Source organism: uncultured Flavobacterium sp. (assembly GCF_937967675.1).
GTDB lineage: Bacteria > Bacteroidota > Bacteroidia > Flavobacteriales > Flavobacteriaceae > Flavobacterium.
Genome location: NZ_CALBSN010000119.1, coordinates 1 through 17,003, shown reverse-complemented (window position 1 = coordinate 17,003; position 17,003 = coordinate 1). Strand labels below are relative to the sequence as shown.

At 33.1% G+C, this 17,003-nt stretch carries 14 protein-coding genes; 5 read left to right on the top strand and 9 right to left on the bottom strand.

The window, feature by feature from the left end; translation table 11 throughout:
• The 4 genes from Q0075_RS08135 to Q0075_RS08120 all read left to right on the top strand — a co-directional run.
• Window positions 1-917: succinylglutamate desuccinylase/aspartoacylase family protein (locus Q0075_RS08135; protein WP_297869082.1), on the top strand; the 917-nt coding region annotated here is incomplete at its 5' end.
• Window positions 918-973: 56 nt separating this feature from the next.
• Window positions 974-2,212 carry a pyridoxal-dependent decarboxylase gene (locus tag Q0075_RS08130; protein WP_297869081.1) on the top strand — a complete coding sequence of 413 codons (1,239 nt, stop codon included), beginning with the start codon at window positions 974-976 and terminating at the stop codon, window positions 2,210-2,212.
• Window positions 2,205-2,768 (top strand): 5-formyltetrahydrofolate cyclo-ligase, encoded by a 564-nt coding sequence (locus Q0075_RS08125; protein WP_297869080.1) that lies wholly within the window; start codon window positions 2,205-2,207, stop codon window positions 2,766-2,768. Before Q0075_RS08130 ends, Q0075_RS08125 begins: the two co-directional genes overlap by 8 nt.
• A gap of 40 nt (window positions 2,769-2,808) precedes the next feature.
• Window positions 2,809-3,000, top strand: coding sequence for a hypothetical protein (locus tag Q0075_RS08120; protein WP_297869079.1), 192 nt, complete (start codon window positions 2,809-2,811; stop codon window positions 2,998-3,000).
• Window positions 3,001-3,067: 67 nt separating this feature from the next.
• Here Q0075_RS08120 and Q0075_RS08115 read toward each other — a convergent pair whose 3' ends face one another.
• The 8 genes from Q0075_RS08115 to gdhA all read right to left on the bottom strand — a co-directional run bounded on the left by Q0075_RS08115 (window position 3,068) and on the right by gdhA (window position 14,908).
• Window positions 3,068-3,697: a lipoprotein signal peptidase gene (locus Q0075_RS08115; RefSeq protein ID WP_297869078.1), complete on the bottom strand. Its 630-nt coding sequence runs from the start codon at window positions 3,695-3,697 to the stop codon at window positions 3,068-3,070.
• Window positions 3,698-3,779: 82 nt separating this feature from the next.
• Complete coding sequence (locus tag Q0075_RS08110) at window positions 3,780-4,160, bottom strand: TraR/DksA C4-type zinc finger protein (protein WP_297869077.1); 381 nt, start codon at window positions 4,158-4,160, stop codon at window positions 3,780-3,782.
• A gap of 48 nt (window positions 4,161-4,208) precedes the next feature.
• The gene (ileS, locus tag Q0075_RS08105; protein ID WP_297869076.1) at window positions 4,209-7,610 is read right to left on the bottom strand and encodes an isoleucine--tRNA ligase; all 3,402 of its coding nucleotides are present in this window, start codon (window positions 7,608-7,610) and stop codon (window positions 4,209-4,211) included.
• Between the two features lie 79 nt (window positions 7,611-7,689).
• A complete protein-coding gene (recO, locus tag Q0075_RS08100; RefSeq protein WP_297869075.1) occupies window positions 7,690-8,403 on the bottom strand; it encodes a DNA repair protein RecO in 714 nt (237 codons plus the stop codon).
• Window positions 8,387-8,980 carry a hypothetical protein gene (locus Q0075_RS08095; RefSeq protein ID WP_297869074.1) on the bottom strand — a complete coding sequence of 198 codons (594 nt, stop codon included), beginning with the start codon at window positions 8,978-8,980 and terminating at the stop codon, window positions 8,387-8,389. The genes recO and Q0075_RS08095 overlap by 17 nt, the downstream gene beginning before the upstream one ends.
• 649 nt (window positions 8,981-9,629) lie before the next feature.
• The gene (locus Q0075_RS08090; protein WP_297869073.1) at window positions 9,630-11,159 is read right to left on the bottom strand and encodes an NAD(P)/FAD-dependent oxidoreductase; all 1,530 of its coding nucleotides are present in this window, start codon (window positions 11,157-11,159) and stop codon (window positions 9,630-9,632) included.
• A gap of 6 nt (window positions 11,160-11,165) precedes the next feature.
• Window positions 11,166-13,445, bottom strand: a complete 2,280-nt coding sequence (locus Q0075_RS08085; protein ID WP_297869072.1) for a two-component regulator propeller domain-containing protein — start codon at window positions 13,443-13,445, stop codon at window positions 11,166-11,168.
• Between the two features lie 119 nt (window positions 13,446-13,564).
• Complete coding sequence (gene gdhA, locus Q0075_RS08080; RefSeq protein WP_291108879.1) at window positions 13,565-14,908, bottom strand: NADP-specific glutamate dehydrogenase; 1,344 nt, start codon at window positions 14,906-14,908, stop codon at window positions 13,565-13,567.
• A gap of 245 nt (window positions 14,909-15,153) precedes the next feature.
• Between gdhA and Q0075_RS08075 the strand changes: the two genes are divergently transcribed.
• Entirely contained in the window at window positions 15,154-15,930 is a 777-nt protein-coding gene (locus Q0075_RS08075; protein WP_297869071.1) for a glutamate dehydrogenase, read from the top strand.
• 69 nt (window positions 15,931-15,999) lie between these two features.
• Here Q0075_RS08075 and Q0075_RS08070 read toward each other — a convergent pair.
• Window positions 16,000-17,003: PLP-dependent aspartate aminotransferase family protein (locus tag Q0075_RS08070; RefSeq protein WP_297869070.1), on the bottom strand; the 1,004-nt coding region annotated here is incomplete at its 5' end.

Below are 17,003 nucleotides of genomic sequence, written 5' to 3'. Positions count from 1 at the left end.
AAACCATTAACATGGAAATTGCCAAGTTGCACACCATGAACAAATTGAAAATTCCAATAATTGTGGAACGTTCAAAACTTGATGGTCCAACGGTTTTATTCACGGCTTGTTTGCATGGCGATGAAATCAACGGAACTGAAATTGTGCGTCAGTTAATTATTCAAAAAATCAACAAACCAAAACGTGGCACAATTATTTGCATCCCAATTATTAATATTTTCGGATTTGTCAATCAAACGCGTGAATTTCCGGATGGTCGCGATTTGAATCGGGTTTTTCCTGGTAGTAAAACAGGCTCGTTAGCGAGTCGTTTTGCGTATTATATTTTGAAAGATATTATTCCGCACGTGGATTATGCGATTGATTTTCATGCCGGTGGCGCGAGCCGATTTAATGCTCCACAAATTAGAATTGTACCTGAAAATCCAGAACTCAAAGAACTTTCGGATGTTTTCAATGCGCCTTTTACGTTGTATTCGAAGAATATTTCGGGTTCGTTTCGAAATTCTTGTGATAAATTAGGCGTTAAAATGTTACTTTTTGAAGGTGGAAAATCATTGGATTTAAATCTTCAAGTTACCGAAGAAGCGGTAGAAGGAACTAAACGATTTCTAAACCATTTAGAAATGCTAAATCCGAGAAAGAAAGTAACTAATCCTCAAAATAAAACCATTTATATTGAAAAATCGAGTTGGATAAGAGCGAAATATTCCGGTATGTTTCATGGTTTAACAACAATTGGAAGTTTTGTCAAAAAAGGCGAATTATTAGCTACTATTTCTGATCCATATGGAAAAATCGAACATAAAGTAAAAGCATCACATGAAGGTTATATCATCAATGTAAATAACGCTCCGATTATTTACCAAGGCGATGCTATTTTTCATATCTCAACCCAGTTAGAATTGGAAAGCTAACAATTATCATATTTTTATTGGTATATCCACTGTAAATTCGCCAAAAATTTTTAGGTATGAACTTCTGGAAAAAATTAACACAAGAAGAAAGAAAAGCCCGTATTGAAAAGGCTTTACACGATAATGTAAATTTCTCAAAAGACGCTTCATTAGGATATCCAGCGTCTAAATTAGATAATCGCGTTTTTTATGATGATGCGCCTTTTTTAAAAGATGCACCAACACTTCAAACGTATGTAGCCAATCCAAATAACATTGGTTGCCACACTTTTGGCACTTCGGAAAAAGCATTTTATGGCACACAAGAAATTGAGCGTGAAGTTTTAAACGTCATTGCGGTTGATATTTTTAAAGCCAAAGAAAACGAATTTGACGGTTACATCGCTCCTGGTGGAACGGAAGCGAATATTCAAGCAATTTGGGTTTTTAGAAATGAATTCATGCATAAATTCGATGCAAAATTAGACGAAATCGCCATTTTAGCTTCGGAAGACACACATTATTCCATTCCAAAAGCTTCTAATTTATTGCAAATCGATTGGTTGAAAATTCCGGTAGGGTTTGAAAACCGTGAAATTGATCCGATTGCTTTAGACAATATCATTTCGGAAGCTAAAAATAAAGGAAAAAAATACTTCATTGCCGTTTCCAATATGGCGACTACAATGTTTGGTTCTGTGGATAATCCGGATGTGTATACTTCTGCATTGGAAAAAAATAATGCGACGTATCGTTTGCATATTGATGGCGCTTATGGCGGATTTGTGTATCCGTTTAGTAATCAAAATTCAAAAATTAACTTTAGTAATCCGAAAATTAGTTCGATTACCATTGATGCGCACAAAATGTTGCAAGCTCCTTATGGAACAGGTGTTTTTGTTTGCCGAAAAGGTTTAATCGAAAACGTATTAACCAAAGAAGCAGAATACGTAGAAGGAATGGATTTAACCCTTTGCGGAAGTCGTTCTGGTGCAAATGCGGTGGCGGTTTGGATGATTTTATTTACTTACGGCGCTTATGGCTGGTTTGAAAAAGTAAGTATTTTACAAATGCGTACCCAATTTTTATGTCACGAATTAGATAAACTAAATATCCAATATTTCCGTGAACCGTTTATGAATATCGTAACGATTCATTCGGAATCTATTCCAGAAAAAATTGCTGAAAAGTATGATTTGGTGCCACAACAACACAACGAAAATAACAAATGGTACAAAATTGTGTTAATGGACCACGTAGAAGTAGAACATTTGACTAAATTTATAGACGAATTGAAAGCGTCTCTAAATGGATAAGAAATCGTTAAGGCAAAAGGCAAAAGCTGAAAGGCAAAAGTTAACTCAAGAAGAAATCGAAGACAAAAGTTTGGCGATTGCGAACCAATTGTTGCGCATGGACATTTGGGACAAATTGTATTATCATTTGTTTTTAACGATTGAAGAGCAAAAAGAAATCAATACCGAATATATTCTTCAAATTTTAGCGGGAAAAGATAAAGAAATCGTCATTTCGAAGTGCGAATTTGCCACTTTAGGAATGACGCATTTTTTATTAACGGATAATACCAAAATCAAAAAGAACAGTTACAACGTTCCAGAACCAGTTGATGGTTTAGAAGTACCTGATGATAAAATTGATGTGGTTTTTGTACCGCTTTTAGCTTACGATAAGCAAGGAAATCGCGTGGGTTACGGAAAAGGTTTCTACGATAACTTTCTAAGCAAATGCAAACCCGAAACGATTAAAATTGGATTGTCGTTCTTTCCTCCTGAAGAAAAAATTGAGGATGTTTCCGAAAGTGATGTGAAATTGGATTTTTGTGTTACTGACTCACAAATTTTTGAGTTTTAATTTTTAGAACTATATTGGCTTAAATTTTACCTCAAAAGATATGAAAAAGCACATTTTAAACAAATTTGTCTTAGGACTATTTTCATTACTGGTTTTAATTGGTTTAGATAGTTGTCATGTACATCACGGACATGGTCATAAAAAATCGAAACCTTTACCTCCGGGACAAATGAAAAAAGTTACAGGATCTAAGAGTGCAAAACCTTATGCTCCTGGGCAAAAAAAGAAATAATAAAAAAAGCCAAAAAATGTTCCTTTTATATATATATCAATAAAAAATCGGGTTTTTCATATTGAGATTACTCTTCAGCCGAAACTTCCTTCTTATCCGCATGAGCAAAAGCTCTTTTGTTAAATACAATCAAAATCCCAACACCTGTTGAAATCGCCACATCGGCTACATTGAAAATGGCATTGAAGAAAGTGAAGTGTTTGCCGCCCCAAATTGGCAACCAAGAAGGTAAATTACCTTCCCACATTGGAAAATAGAACATATCTACTACTTCTCCATGGAACCAAGTCCCATAAGGTTGGTCTGAAAAAGCGGTTGCAACTTGATGATAACTATCGTTAAAAATAACTCCGTAAAAAACAGAATCGATAATATTTCCTAAAGCGCCTGTAAAAATCAAAGCAATGGCTACAATTAAATAATTTGAAGCTTTCTTTTTAACCGAATCCCATAACCACCAGGCGATTCCACCTACAGCTACAATTCGGAATAAGGTTAAGATTAATTTCCCATGTTCACCTGGAATTTCTGCTCCCCAAGCCATGCCTTCATTCTCTATAAAATGAATTTGAAACCAATCTAAACCCATTACTTTTATGGATTCTCCAATAAAAAAATGTGTTTTGATATAGATTTTTGAAATCTGATCAATTAATAAAATAGCAATGATTAATAAATAGGCTTTCTTTAACGACATGTTCAAATTTTTTGCAAAAATAGTGGAATTTATCAAATAAAAAACGCCCCAAACGGAGCGTTAGTATAATTTTGTAAAAAGATTAACGTTGCAAGTTTTTTGCTTCGATACTCATAGTTGCATGAGGAACGATTTTTAATCTTTCTTTATTAATTAATTTGCCTGTAACCTTACAAATACCATAGGTTTTGTTCTCGATACGAATTAAGGCATTTTTTAAATCTCTAATGAATTTTTCTTGACGAATAGCTAACTGCGAATTAGCTTCTTTGCTCATAGTTTCGCTGCCTTCTTCAAATGCTTTAAACGTTGGTGATGTATCATCAGTTCCGTTATTTAAGTCATTCATATAAGCACTTTTAATAAGCTCTAAATCGTTTTTAGCTTTTTCTAATTTAGCTTGAATTAACGCTTTGAATTCCGCTAAATCGGCGTCTGAATATCTAATTTGCTCCTCTACCATAATTTCAATATTTTTTATAGTTATACGTCGATTAAAAGCTTTTGGCTTTTATTTTGAAATTAATATACTTGTTTTAATATCATCAAACTCAATTTCTGTACCATTTTCAAGGTTTTCAACAAAAATTAAGTTTTCAGTTAATGTTTCTGACTTAATATACGATTCATTAGCTAAAACGGCTTCCTCAACTTGCGAATTTTTCTCCATTTTAACCGTAATCTTATCTGTTACTTCAAAACCAGAATCTTTTCTGATATTTTGAATTCTATTGATTAATTCTCTCGCAATCCCTTCTTTTCTTAATTCATCGGAAATGGTAATATCTAACGCTACTGTAATTCCGTTTGAATTGGCTACTAACCAACCTGGGATATCTTGCGATGAAATTTCAACATCATCTTGTGATAAAGTTATACTTTTTCCTGCAATATCCATAACTAATTCGCCATCACGCTCTAATTTAGCAATTTGCTCTTGTCCAAAATTTTGTATCTCTTTGGAAATCAATCCCATATCTTTGCCAAAACGAGGACCTAATGTTTTAAAATTAGGTTTAATTTGCTTCACTAAAACTCCAGAAGCATCATCCAACAACTCTACTTCTTTCACATTTACCTCCGCTTTAATTAAATCAGAAACCGCCTCAATTTCTGCACGCTGATTATCATCAAGTACAGGAATCATAACCCTTTGCAACGGTTGACGCACTTTAATCATTTCCTTCTTACGAAGTGATAAAACTAATGAAGAAACCGTTTGCGCTTTCATCATTTTGCTCTCTAACGATTTATCAACAAAGTTTTCAACCATTTTTGGAAACTCGGCCAAATGTACGCTTTCAAACGACTCAGAACCTGTAGCTTGTGTTAAATCTCGGTAAAGTTTGTCCATAAAGAACGGTGCAATTGGAGCCGAAAGCTTCGCAACCGTTACCAAACAAGTATAAAGCGTTTGATACGCTGCGATTTTATCCTGTGCATAATCGCCTTTCCAGAATCTTCTTCTACACAAACGAACGTACCAGTTACTCAAGTTTTCTTGAACGAAATCGGAAATAGCACGAGCGGCTTTTGTTGGTTCGTAATCCGCGTACGCTTCATCTACCAATTGAATTAAAGTATGTAATTCCGATAAAATCCAACGATCAATTTCTGGTCTTTCGTTTAATGGAACTTCTGCTTCATCGTATTTAAAACCATCGATATTCGCATATAAAGCAAAAAACGAATACGTATTATAAAGGGTTCCAAAGAATTTTCTTCTTACCTCAGCAACACCTTCTATATCAAATTTTAAGTTGTCCCAAGGATTTGCATTGGAAATCATGTACCAACGTGTAGCATCTGGACCATATTCAGCCAAAGTGGTGAATGGATCAACAGCATTTCCTAAACGTTTCGACATTTTTTGTCCGTTTTTGTCTAGAACTAATCCGTTTGAAACTACGTTTTTGTAGGCGATTTTATCAAAAACTAATGTTCCAATCGCATGTAATGTGTAAAACCAACCACGAGTTTGGTCAACTCCTTCAGCGATGAAATCAGCTGGAAACGCTTTATTTTCGTCGATTAACTCTTTATTTTCAAATGGATAATGCCATTGTGCATAAGGCATCGCTCCTGAATCGAACCAAACATCAATTAAATCCGTTTCACGTTTCATTGGTTTTCCTGTTGGAGAAACTAAAACAATTCCGTCTACTACATTTTTGTGTAAATCCACTAAATCGTAGTTAGCTTCGCTCATGTCGCCAATTTTGAATCCTTTGTATGGATTTTCAGATTGGAAACCTGCTGCGATGGATTTCTCGATTTCGTTGTACAATTCTTCAACTGAACCCACTAACATTTCTTCAGTTCCGTCTTCACTTCTCCAAATTGGCAAAGGAATTCCCCAATATCTTGAACGCGATAAGTTCCAATCGTTTGCATTTTTCAACCAATTTCCGAAACGACCTTCTCCTGTAGCTTTTGGTTTCCAGTTGATGGTTTCGTTTAAGTCGAACATTCTATCTTTAATTTCGGTTACTTTGATGAACCAAGAATCTAATGGATAGTATAAAATTGGTTTGTCCGTTCTCCAACAATGTGGGTAACTGTGAACGTATTTTTCAACCTTAAAGGCTTTGTTTTCTTCTTTTAAACGAATTGCGATTTCAACATCTACTGATTTTTCAGGAGCTTCACCATCATTGTAATATTCGTTCTTTACATATTTTCCAGCGAAATCCCCCATTTGAGCTACAAACTTACCTTGTAAATCTACTAAAGGCACTGGATTTCCGTTTTCGTCTAATACCAACATTGGCGGTACTTCAGGCGTAGCTTCTTTTGCTACTTTAGCATCATCTGCACCGAATGTTGGCGCTGTGTGAACAATTCCAGTTCCATCTTCTGTAGTTACGAAATCACCAGAAATTACACGGAATGCATTTTCTGGATTTTGGTATGGTAATGTAAATGGCAATAATTGCTCGTAACGAATTCCTACTAAATCAGCGCCTTTTGCTTCGGCTAAAATTTGGTATGGAATCTTTTTATCTTCTGATTTATAACTCGTAAAATCAGCATCTGATTCTGCTACAAAATATTTTCCTCCGAATTGTTTTCCAACTAAATTCTTAGCTAAAACCACATTTACCGCTTCAAAAGTATATTGATTGAACGTTTTTACTAAAACATAATCGATTTTTGGTCCAACAGTTAATGCCGTATTTGATGGCAATGTCCAAGGAGTTGTCGTCCAAGCTAAGAAATGAACCGTTCCAAAACCTTGCAAGAAACTTGGTAACGTTTCGTCTTTTGCTTTGAATTGCGCTACAATCGTAGTATCCGTAACATCACGATATGAACCTGGCTGATTTACTTCGTGCGAAGACAAACCTGTTCCCGCTTTTGGAGAATATGGCTGTATTGTGTAGCCTTTGTATAGTAAATCTTTGTTGTAAATTTGTTTCAACAACCACCAAACGGTTTCCATATATTTGGATTTGTACGTCACATACGGATCTTCCATATCAACCCAATATCCCATTTTTTCGGTAAGGTCGTTCCAAACATCCGTGTAGCGCATAACGGTTCTTTTACACGCTTCGTTGTATTCGGTAACCGAAATCGTTTTTCCGATGTCTTCTTTAGTGATACCTAATTCTTTTTCGGTACCTAATTCTACTGGTAATCCATGCGTATCCCAACCTGCTTTTCGCTTAACTTGGTAGCCTTTTTGAGTTTTGTAACGACAAAAAATATCTTTAATCGCACGCGCCATTACGTGGTGAATTCCAGGTAAACCGTTTGCAGATGGTGGTCCTTCAAAAAACACGTAAGGTGTAGCTCCTTCACGAGAAGTTACCGATTGTTCAAAGATGTTGTTTTTTTTCCAAAAATCAAGAACTTCTGATGCTACTGTTGGCAAGTCAAGTCCTTTGTATTCAGTAAATTTTGTACTCATTTTGTCGCTTTCTTAAATCAATTTGCGAAAGTAATGATTTAAAGGTAAAAGGCAAAAGGTAAAAGGCAAAAGTTAAGAATTAGGAAAAAACTTCTTTTAAAACTTCTAACGATTTTGGTTTTTTGAAGCCTTCGAGATGTAACATATAGAAATCTAAGAGGATTTTCAATAGAATTTGACGTTCTATCCCAGCAAAAGTTTTTTGATTGGAATCAAATTTTAGTTCGATTAATCGTTTGAGCAATTGCGTTTCATGTGCTGAAAGTGTATTTACCGATTGAAATGGAGTAAAAAAACCTTCTTTTACGTCGAAAAAATCGAAATCTATTTCGGAAACATCGGGATAAAAACCTAAAAATTTGGTCATTTCCATCATCAAAATTAGATGAAAATTCGTGGCTTCTTCATGGGCATCCAACCAAAGTAATGCGGTTTCTAAAAAGGAAAATAAATTTTCATTTTTCTCTTCTTCATGAATGCTATGATGTAAAATTTCGGATAGAAAAATTACGATGGTGCTTTTGACAATATCGGTATTAATCGAATGAAAACTATGTGCTAATTTTATTTCTTTAAAATGTTCGAGTGTGCCTTTATTTTTATGATTCGCTTCGATTTCAATAATTGTTAACGGTTGAAAATACGCAATTTTTTGATTCGCTTTTTTGTTAGAATAAGCGCTTTGTACAAAATAACTTTTTAAACCATCGGATTGTGTTAAACACTTTACAATCAAGCTTTTTTCTTGATATTTTAGGGAAGAAAGAACGATAGCTTTAGTTTTGACTAGCATTTTTCAGTTTATTTTCGTTAACAGAAACTAATACAAAAGTAATTAGAACAAACTGGAAAGGCATCATGTATCGGGAACAATTTACTGGACCATTTATCAGAACATAATAGCCAATAAAAACAAAGAAAAAATATTCGGAGAAACTTCTTTTTTTAGTTGAATAGAATTTAAAAAAATGAAACCATTTAAAAAGCAGTACGAGAAAAATTGGAACTAATAAAAAATAGACAAGTAGTAATGATTTTTTGGAAAACAAAGAAGAAAAAGGTTTGTTTCCATTCAGTATTTCAAGAAAACCTTGTCTACCATCTTCTTTTGCAATAAATGTCATTAAATCAAATCTTCCTGGGTCAAAAACACCTCGAATTCCTGTTGAAATGTGATAAAAAGTATACGGAATGAAATTGGCTTTTATCTCATTATAAGCAACTAACTTAAGAAAATCGTTGGTTTCTTTTTGATTTTTGTCTGTTAATGAAGTATTTATATTTGAAATCCATTGATCAGCAATTTCTATTGATTCGTTTTTTGCTTTAAAATAATATAAATTGTAATAAATGAGATTTTGATTTTCCATTGAGGAAAAGTGTTTGTAACCAAATTTATTTTGATTGTAGTTAATATACAAAAGAACCGAAAAAACAGGCAATAAAACCCAAAAATTGAAACGTTTTACTTTGAAAAAATAAATCAACATTAGTGCTAAATTTATAAACACAAAGGGATAAAATACGGGTTTTGTGAATGCCAATATTGTTAATATTAGCTGTGCATACTTAATGTTTTTCCAATGAAAGTGAACGGTATACAAATAAAAAAGTAAAGTAATCAGAAAAAGAATAAGTATTTCAGACATTACTAATTGTGAATATATAAAAATCGAGGGAGTTAATAAAACTATAATCAATAACAAATTCTCATTCTTGATTTTGTAAAAAGCTAATATTTTATAAAAGAAAAGGAAGCTTAAAAATAAAAGTATTGCTTGAAAAAATACAATTACAAAAGGATTAAATGTAAAAGTCAAGGATAAAAATAATGGATAAACAAAAGGTCTTCTACTAATTATTGGGTCTTGAGTATTAATATAATCGCCTTGAATAATCAACTTTGCAACCTCAATATATTCTTCAGAATCTACAAGATTGAAGTTACCATTCCATATTCGTAATAATAGTAGAACAATATAAAATATGATAAACACAAAAATACGCTTCGAGAAATTCTTATTTTTTCTCTTCATGATATTCTTCTTCGGTATTAATAGACCAAATGTTTTCTTTAGATACAATACCATTTTTTATGTTTTGAACAGCTTGCATTGCTGTTAACATAGAATGATCTTGGTTGTTGTATTTATGCATTCCATTTCTTCCTACTAAAAACAAATTTGGAATTGCATCTACAAAATTTCTAATTTTATAAAATTCGTTATACGCTCCAAAATAAGCAGGATAGGTTTTAGGAACTTTAATAACTTTTGCATCCAAAACATTTTTATTAGAATCTATAAAACCTAGCTGTATTAATTCTTGACCTGCTAATACAATTAATTCTTCTTCGTTTAATTGCCAAAGCGAGTCGTTTTCATTGCAAAAATATTCCAACCCTAACCAAATGGTTTCTGTATTGGAAACTAAAAACGGACTCCAATTATTGAACACTTGAATTCTCCCAACTTTTACATAGCTTTCTTGAATATAAATCCAATTATCGTTTAGTTCAATTTTTGTTTTGTCTAATAATATACCAACAGTTATAAAATCGCGATAAACTAAATTATCTGAAATCTTTTTAATATCTAGTGGAATAGCAAAAGAGAAAGCATTGAATAAATCTTTTATAGGCATTGTAGAAATGCAGTAATCAAATGCAATGGTAGATTGTGCTTTTTCTTTTCCTGTTTCTACCAAAGCAAACGTCAATTCTTTTGTTCCGTTGAGTTGAACAACTTTAGTGTTTTTAAGGAGAATTCCTCCTTTTTTTTCCACAACTTCTGCTACTTTAGTCCATAATTGTCCAGGTCCGTATTTGGGATATAAAAAATATTCAATTAATGATGTTTCGGTGTTTTTTTGGTTAATATCTTTTTTTCTGAAGGGCTTTTGGAGAATATCAAAAATGGTTTTGGTTATTGAAAGTCCTTTTATTCGTTGTGCACCCCATTCTGAACTAATTTCTGCACAAGAAACACCCCAAACTTTTTCAGTGTAGTCTTTAAAAAAAGTTTGATACAAACGAACACCAAATCGGTTAATAAAAAAATCTTCTAATGATTTTTCATTTTTTATTGGAAAGATTACACTTTTTAGATAGCTAAAAAGTATTAAAACCGTATTTAAATATCCTAATTTTGAAATCGTTTTAAAGCTTAATTTTATAGGATAATCGAAGAATTTCTTTTGGTAAAAGATTCTTGAAAGTCTTTTTCTAACTAAGAATACAGCTTCTGAATCATTGTTTATTAGGTTAACTTGAATGGTGGAGTGCTGATTTTGATATGAAATTTCTATTTCATTAGTTTCTGAATAAATAGGTAAAATTTCTTGCCACCATTGCATCACTACATCTGATTTTGAAAAAAAGCGATGTCCTCCAATATCAATTCGATTGCCATTGTGATTTTCAGTTCTTGAAATTCCACCCCATAAATCGGTTGCTTCAACCACAACAGGTTGAATATCTGTATGTTTTAGGAATTCATAAGCTGCTGTTAAGCCTGCTGGACCTCCTCCAATGATTAGAACTTTCTTCAAAACACTTTATCTAATAATCATTACTTTTTTCACTGTCGAATCTGTAGCGTCTTCAGAAGCCACAAAAATCATATAAACGCCAGATGCTACTTTGTGCTTTCCAAAGGCTTTAGTATCCCATTCAATAGTCCCTCCAGCAGCTGTAGTCTCATAGACTAAATTTCCTTCAATATCGGTGATTTTAACATTTGCCTTATCGGTTAATCCACTGATTTTTAAAGTCCCTATGAAATTTGGTCGCACTGGATTTGGATATACAAAAACATCACTTAAACTATCATTTGGTTTGGTAGAAGTTCCTAAGAAAGAAACCATTCCTTTATCTGTTGCAAAAAACACTTCACCTGAAACACCATCGATTTCTATATCGTTGATATTATCACTTGGTAAAGGCGAATTGTTTTTGGTAAATCGATAAATGGTTTCTTGTCCATCAGAAGACACTAAGAAAACCCCTCCATCGGCAATGGAAACCCATTTTCTGTTAGCACCATCAACAGCAATATCTAAAATCGTTTGTTGATAAAACAACTCTTGAGCTAAATCACCTTCCTGAATGATAATAGAATTAACGTTTAATTCTGTTTCAGAAATAAAACGATCTACAGAAACAACTCTTAATCCTGCAAAAGTTCCAATCCACAATTGGTTTCTATTATCTACTGCTACACAACGCACATCATTATCCGCTAAGTTTCCATTTGTAGAATTAATTACAATAAATTTATTGTTGTAATTTTCATTAAAGGCAATTAATCCATCATTTAATGAAGGAATCCATTTAGTTCTATTTTTATCTATAGCCATTGGCCCATACCTACCCGTTGAAGCTGTAGGAGCAACATCAGCTAAACTATAGGATTGCCATTGACCACTTGAACCTAATACCTTTATAGCCTTTTCAACAAATGCATTTGTTAACCAGAGATTTCCGTCTTTATCAAAGGCTGGACTGTTTATACGAATATCAACATAACTTGGACTTCCTGGCACAACTAATGATTCTAAACCATTAGGCCCTGTATTTGTATTGTTAAAAAGTTCTATGTTTTCATTTTCTATTTTCAATAACCCTGAAAAATAGGAAGTTGCAAATATTTGATTTGGATTGTTTGGATTAATTACAATATCGCTTATAGACTTAGCTTGAAATAAATCCTCATAAGGGATTAATTCCCAACCAGTATCATTTGAAAATTTACTAATCCCAAATTCATCTAAACCGTAAGGATTATAATCTCGTGAATAATCACCATAAACCGCCCATAGGTAATTAGGCGCTTTTTTTACTCTGAAAATATAATTTCGTACGGGACCATTGGGTGACATTGACTGAAAAACAGTTGGATTTGCTAGAGAGGTTGAAAACAGACCGTCTTTTTCTGTACCAATATAAACTATTCCACTTACTACTGTTGCTGCTTTAAAAATAGCATTGTAGTCTGGAATTTGTGTAATATCAACTAAAACAGTGTATGATTGATTTAAAACAAATACATGATTTTGTGTAGTTACAATTATTTCTGTCCCGTTAGTTTTAATTTTAAGTCCGGCCTGATTTTGATTTAAAACTTGTTGAAAGGATGTTCCATTGTAACGATACGTTTTTGAATCAGTATTCATGGCCACTAATTCATTGTTAAAAGTTACAATTCCTAACCAAAAGCCAGTATCAAAAGTTTGCCATTGACTAAAATCATATAAATTTGGATTTGACAAATCACCTTTTCTAATTCCAAAACTACGGGTAACAGCATATATTTGATTATTTAATACGGTGGTTTGTAAAACTTCTGTTTCTTCTCCTGCTGTTCCTACAAAATAGGTGATAATAAATTCTGATGTTGCGATATCCATTACTGAAATTCCATAATCTGTTGCAACATATAATTTACCATCATGTTCATAAAAATCATTGATTTTTTTCTTGTTTGAAGGTACTGGAACTTCATTTATTATATCAACTTTGGAAGAAATTGAACCATCTGAATTAATTACTAATAGTAGTCCATTTGTGTTTCCAGCAAAAGTTTTGTTGGTAGATTGTGAATGATGAATTGTAGTGATAGATTCAGGCTTAAAACCATTAATTGAATTAAAAATTTTTAAATCGCTAGATGTAGTTGCTTTTGAGAAAACTGCATTTTGAGTTGCTGCAAACACCGAATTTGAAGCCGCCTCAACATCAACTATTTCATTATAGGAAAAATAACCTTTCCACAACTGATTATTTTGTTGCGCAAAAAATAATTGAGAAATAAAGAATAAAACAATAGCTTTTTTCATTGCAAGTATTTAATACAAATATACTACAAACGTAATTAATTTTAATTTTAATATAAATTTGAAAAGAAAAAAGCTCTTTTAGTTTCCTAAAAGAGCTTTTTATATTTTAAAAAATATTTTTAAACTACTCCTTGAGCTAACATAGCATCTGCTACTTTAACGAAACCAGCAATATTGGCTCCTTTGACATAGTTCACATAACCATCTGCTTCAGTACCATATTTTTTACACTGACCATGAATTCCTGTCATGATGTCTTTTAAACGAGCATCTACTTCTTCACTAGTCCAATTTAAACGAATAGAGTTTTGTGTCATCTCTAAACCAGAAGCTGCAACCCCACCAGCATTTGCTGCTTTTCCGGGAGCAAACAACACTTTTGCATCTAAGAATTGTTTGATAGCTTCTAAAGTACAAGGCATATTAGCCGCTTCAGTAACACACATTACTCCATTAGCAATTAATTTTTTAGCATCTTCTTCGTTTAATTCATTTTGTGTAGCACAAGGAATTGCAACATCTACTTTAGCTTCCCATGGACTTTTTCCTTTGTGAAAAACAGCTGAAGGAAATTTTTCTGCATAAGCCTCAGCTCTGTTATCACCACTTGCTCTCATTTCTAACATGAAATCGATTTTCTCTCCAGAAATTCCATCAGCATCATATATGTAACCATCAGGACCAGAAATTGTTAACAATTTACCTCCTAATTCATTTACCTTTAACGCCACACCCCATGCTACATTTCCAAAACCTGAGATGGCAACTGTTTTTCCTTCAATAGATTCTCCTCTAGTTTTCAACATTTGTTGTGTGAAATAAACAACTCCATAACCTGTTGCTTCTGGTCGAATTAATGATCCTCCGTAAGCTAAACCTTTTCCAGTTAAAACCCCAGTAAATTCATTTCTAATTCTTTTGTATTGACCAAACATGTATCCAATTTCTCTTGCTCCAACACCAATATCACCAGCAGGAACGTCTAAATCAGGTCCAATATGACGACATAATTCTGTCATAAATGATTGGCAAAAACGCATAATTTCAGCATCTGATTTTCCTTGTGGGTCAAAATCTGAACCCCCTTTACCTCCACCCATTGGAAGCGTTGTTAAACTATTCTTGAAAACTTGTTCAAAAGCTAAAAATTTAAGTACCGATAAATTTACCGTAGGATGAAAACGAATTCCACCTTTATAAGGTCCAATAGCAGAATTCATTTGAATACGAAAACCTCTATTAACTTGAATTTCACCTTTATCATCAACCCAAGGCACTCTAAAAATCACTGAACGCTCTGGCTCAGCCATTCTTAAAAGTACATTTTTGCCATCATACTTTTTGTCATTTGCAATAAAAGGCATTACAGTTTCTGCAAATTCTCTAACTGCTTGTAAAAATTCTGGTTCGTTTGGATTTTTGGCCTCAACAAGCGCCATAAAATCATTGATTTTTTGTTCCATTATACTATAAAACTTTAGATAAACATATCTATTAAATTAAGACTTTTTCTTAAATTATGAAATTCGCAAAATTTAAGTCGACAAATATACATTTTAAAAATTACTTAGTGAATTTTTAATATAAAATTATGATTATGATAATTCGCTTTTTTAACTAAAAGCTTTACTAGAAAGAAAAAACATTCTTTTTTTTCGAAGTGCAGTTTGTTTTTATATATTTGTCCGATAATGGAAATTTTTTACCAATGACTAAAAAAATTAAAACCCTACTAATAATGCTTTTAGGAGTTAATTTTCCAATGATGGCGCAATTTGGTTTCTCCCACGAAGTTGGTGCATTTATTGGCGGCGTGGCTATGCAATCCGATTTTGGTGTAAGACATGATTTTGAAACTAACGCTGGAAATACTGGTTTTGGTGTAGGTTTAGTCCACTACATGAATTTTGCCTATCGTGCAGAATGTAATTGTTACACGCCTGAAACATATTTTAATGACCACTTTAAGGTTCGTTCTGAATTATCATACAACAGTACTCAATTACAACACTTTGGAAAATGGGTTGAAAGAAATTCTATCATAGCAGCTCAATTAAGAGCCATGAAAGGTGAGGCTAAAGTTACTGATGTTGGTATGCAACTAGAATATTACCCACTAAGTATTAGAGAATTTACAGCTTCAAATGGATCTTGGGCCCCATTCATAGGACTCGGAGCTCATTATTCTTTTTTTCAAAACGGAACTTACTCTGAACTAGGGCCTCTTGAAACCCCAATATCAACACCTGTAAAATACTATGGCGCAACTTCTTCTGAAGGTGGAAGTACGTGGTCTGTGGTTTCAAGTGTTGGTACACGATATAAATTAACTGAACTTTCAGATTTATTTGTTGAACTTAGATGGCAATACTATTTTTCTGACTGGGTTGATGGTTTAAATCCAGACCCAAAAGTGTATACTGAAAACAAAGCTAACGATTGGAACTTATGGTTTCATTTCGGATACATTTATTATTTAGATTAATAAATACTACAACATTAAAAAAAACCGATTCAAAAATTGAATCGGTTTTTTATTTTTTTATTGTTTTTATTATTTAAAAGCTTGTTCTAAATCTACTAATAAATCTTCGATATCCTCAATTCCTACGCTCAAGCGAACTAAGTCATCTGAAATACCTACTTCTTTTCTCTTATCCTCTGGGATAGAAGCGTGCGTCATTAATGCTGGATGATTCGCTAACGATTCCACTCCACCTAACGATTCTGCTAAAGTGAATACTTTTAAGTTTTCTAAGAACTTGATCGCATCTTCTTTTTTACCTGATTTGAAAGTAAAGGTTACCATTCCTCCAAAACCGCTCATTTGCTTTTTAGCAATTTCATGAAATGGATGTGAAGCTAGTCCTGGATAATACACTCTTTCCACTAAAGGATGATTGTTCAAATATTCCGCAACTTTTTCACCGTTTTCACAATGACGTTGTACACGTAAATGCAACGTTTTGATTCCTCTTAAAACCAAGAAGGAATCCATTGGTCCTAATGTTGCCCCTGTTGCGAATTGTTTGAAATGTAATTCTTCACCTAATGCTTTATCTTTAATAATCAAAGCTCCTGCAATTACATCGGAATGACCTCCTAAATATTTTGTTGCCGAATGCATTACAATATCCGCACCTAAATCTAATGGTTTTTGTAAATATGGTGTAGCGAAGGTATTATCAACAGCAAATAAAATATTGTGCTTTTTTGTGATTTGAGCAATCGCAGCAATATCCGCTAATTTCATTAAAGGATTTGTTGGTGTTTCTACCCAAACCAATTTCGTGTTTTCATTAATTAACGATTGGAATTTCTCCAAATCATTCATGTCCACAAAATGAAACTTAATACCGCTATCTTTGTATAATCTTGTAAACAATCTATAAGTTCCGCCGTATAAATCGTCCATTGCGATGATTTCGTCACCTGCTTTGAACATGCGTAACAAACAATCGGTTGCTGCTAATCCAGAAGAAAAAGCTAAACCTCTTGCTCCATTTTCGATACTTGCTAAAGCATCTTCTAAAGCGGTTCTTGTTGGATTTGCTGCTC

Coding starts and splice junctions, on each gene's coding strand:
- Q0075_RS08130 (WP_297869081.1), top strand. CDS start 974: ATGAACTTCTGGAAAAAATTAACACAAGAAGAAAGAAAAGCCCGTATT.
- Q0075_RS08125 (WP_297869080.1), top strand. CDS start 2,205: ATGGATAAGAAATCGTTAAGGCAAAAGGCAAAAGCTGAAAGGCAAAAG.
- Q0075_RS08120 (WP_297869079.1), top strand. CDS start 2,809: ATGAAAAAGCACATTTTAAACAAATTTGTCTTAGGACTATTTTCATTA.
- Q0075_RS08115 (WP_297869078.1), bottom strand. CDS start 3,697: ATGTCGTTAAAGAAAGCCTATTTATTAATCATTGCTATTTTATTAATT.
- Q0075_RS08110 (WP_297869077.1), bottom strand. CDS start 4,160: ATGGTAGAGGAGCAAATTAGATATTCAGACGCCGATTTAGCGGAATTC.
- ileS (WP_297869076.1), bottom strand. CDS start 7,610: ATGAGTACAAAATTTACTGAATACAAAGGACTTGACTTGCCAACAGTA.
- recO (WP_297869075.1), bottom strand. CDS start 8,403: ATGCTAGTCAAAACTAAAGCTATCGTTCTTTCTTCCCTAAAATATCAA.
- Q0075_RS08095 (WP_297869074.1), bottom strand. CDS start 8,980: ATGGAAAATCAAAATCTCATTTATTACAATTTATATTATTTTAAAGCA.
- Q0075_RS08085 (WP_297869072.1), bottom strand. CDS start 13,445: ATGAAAAAAGCTATTGTTTTATTCTTTATTTCTCAATTATTTTTTGCG.
- gdhA (WP_291108879.1), bottom strand. CDS start 14,908: ATGGAACAAAAAATCAATGATTTTATGGCGCTTGTTGAGGCCAAAAAT.
- Q0075_RS08075 (WP_297869071.1), top strand. CDS start 15,154: ATGACTAAAAAAATTAAAACCCTACTAATAATGCTTTTAGGAGTTAAT.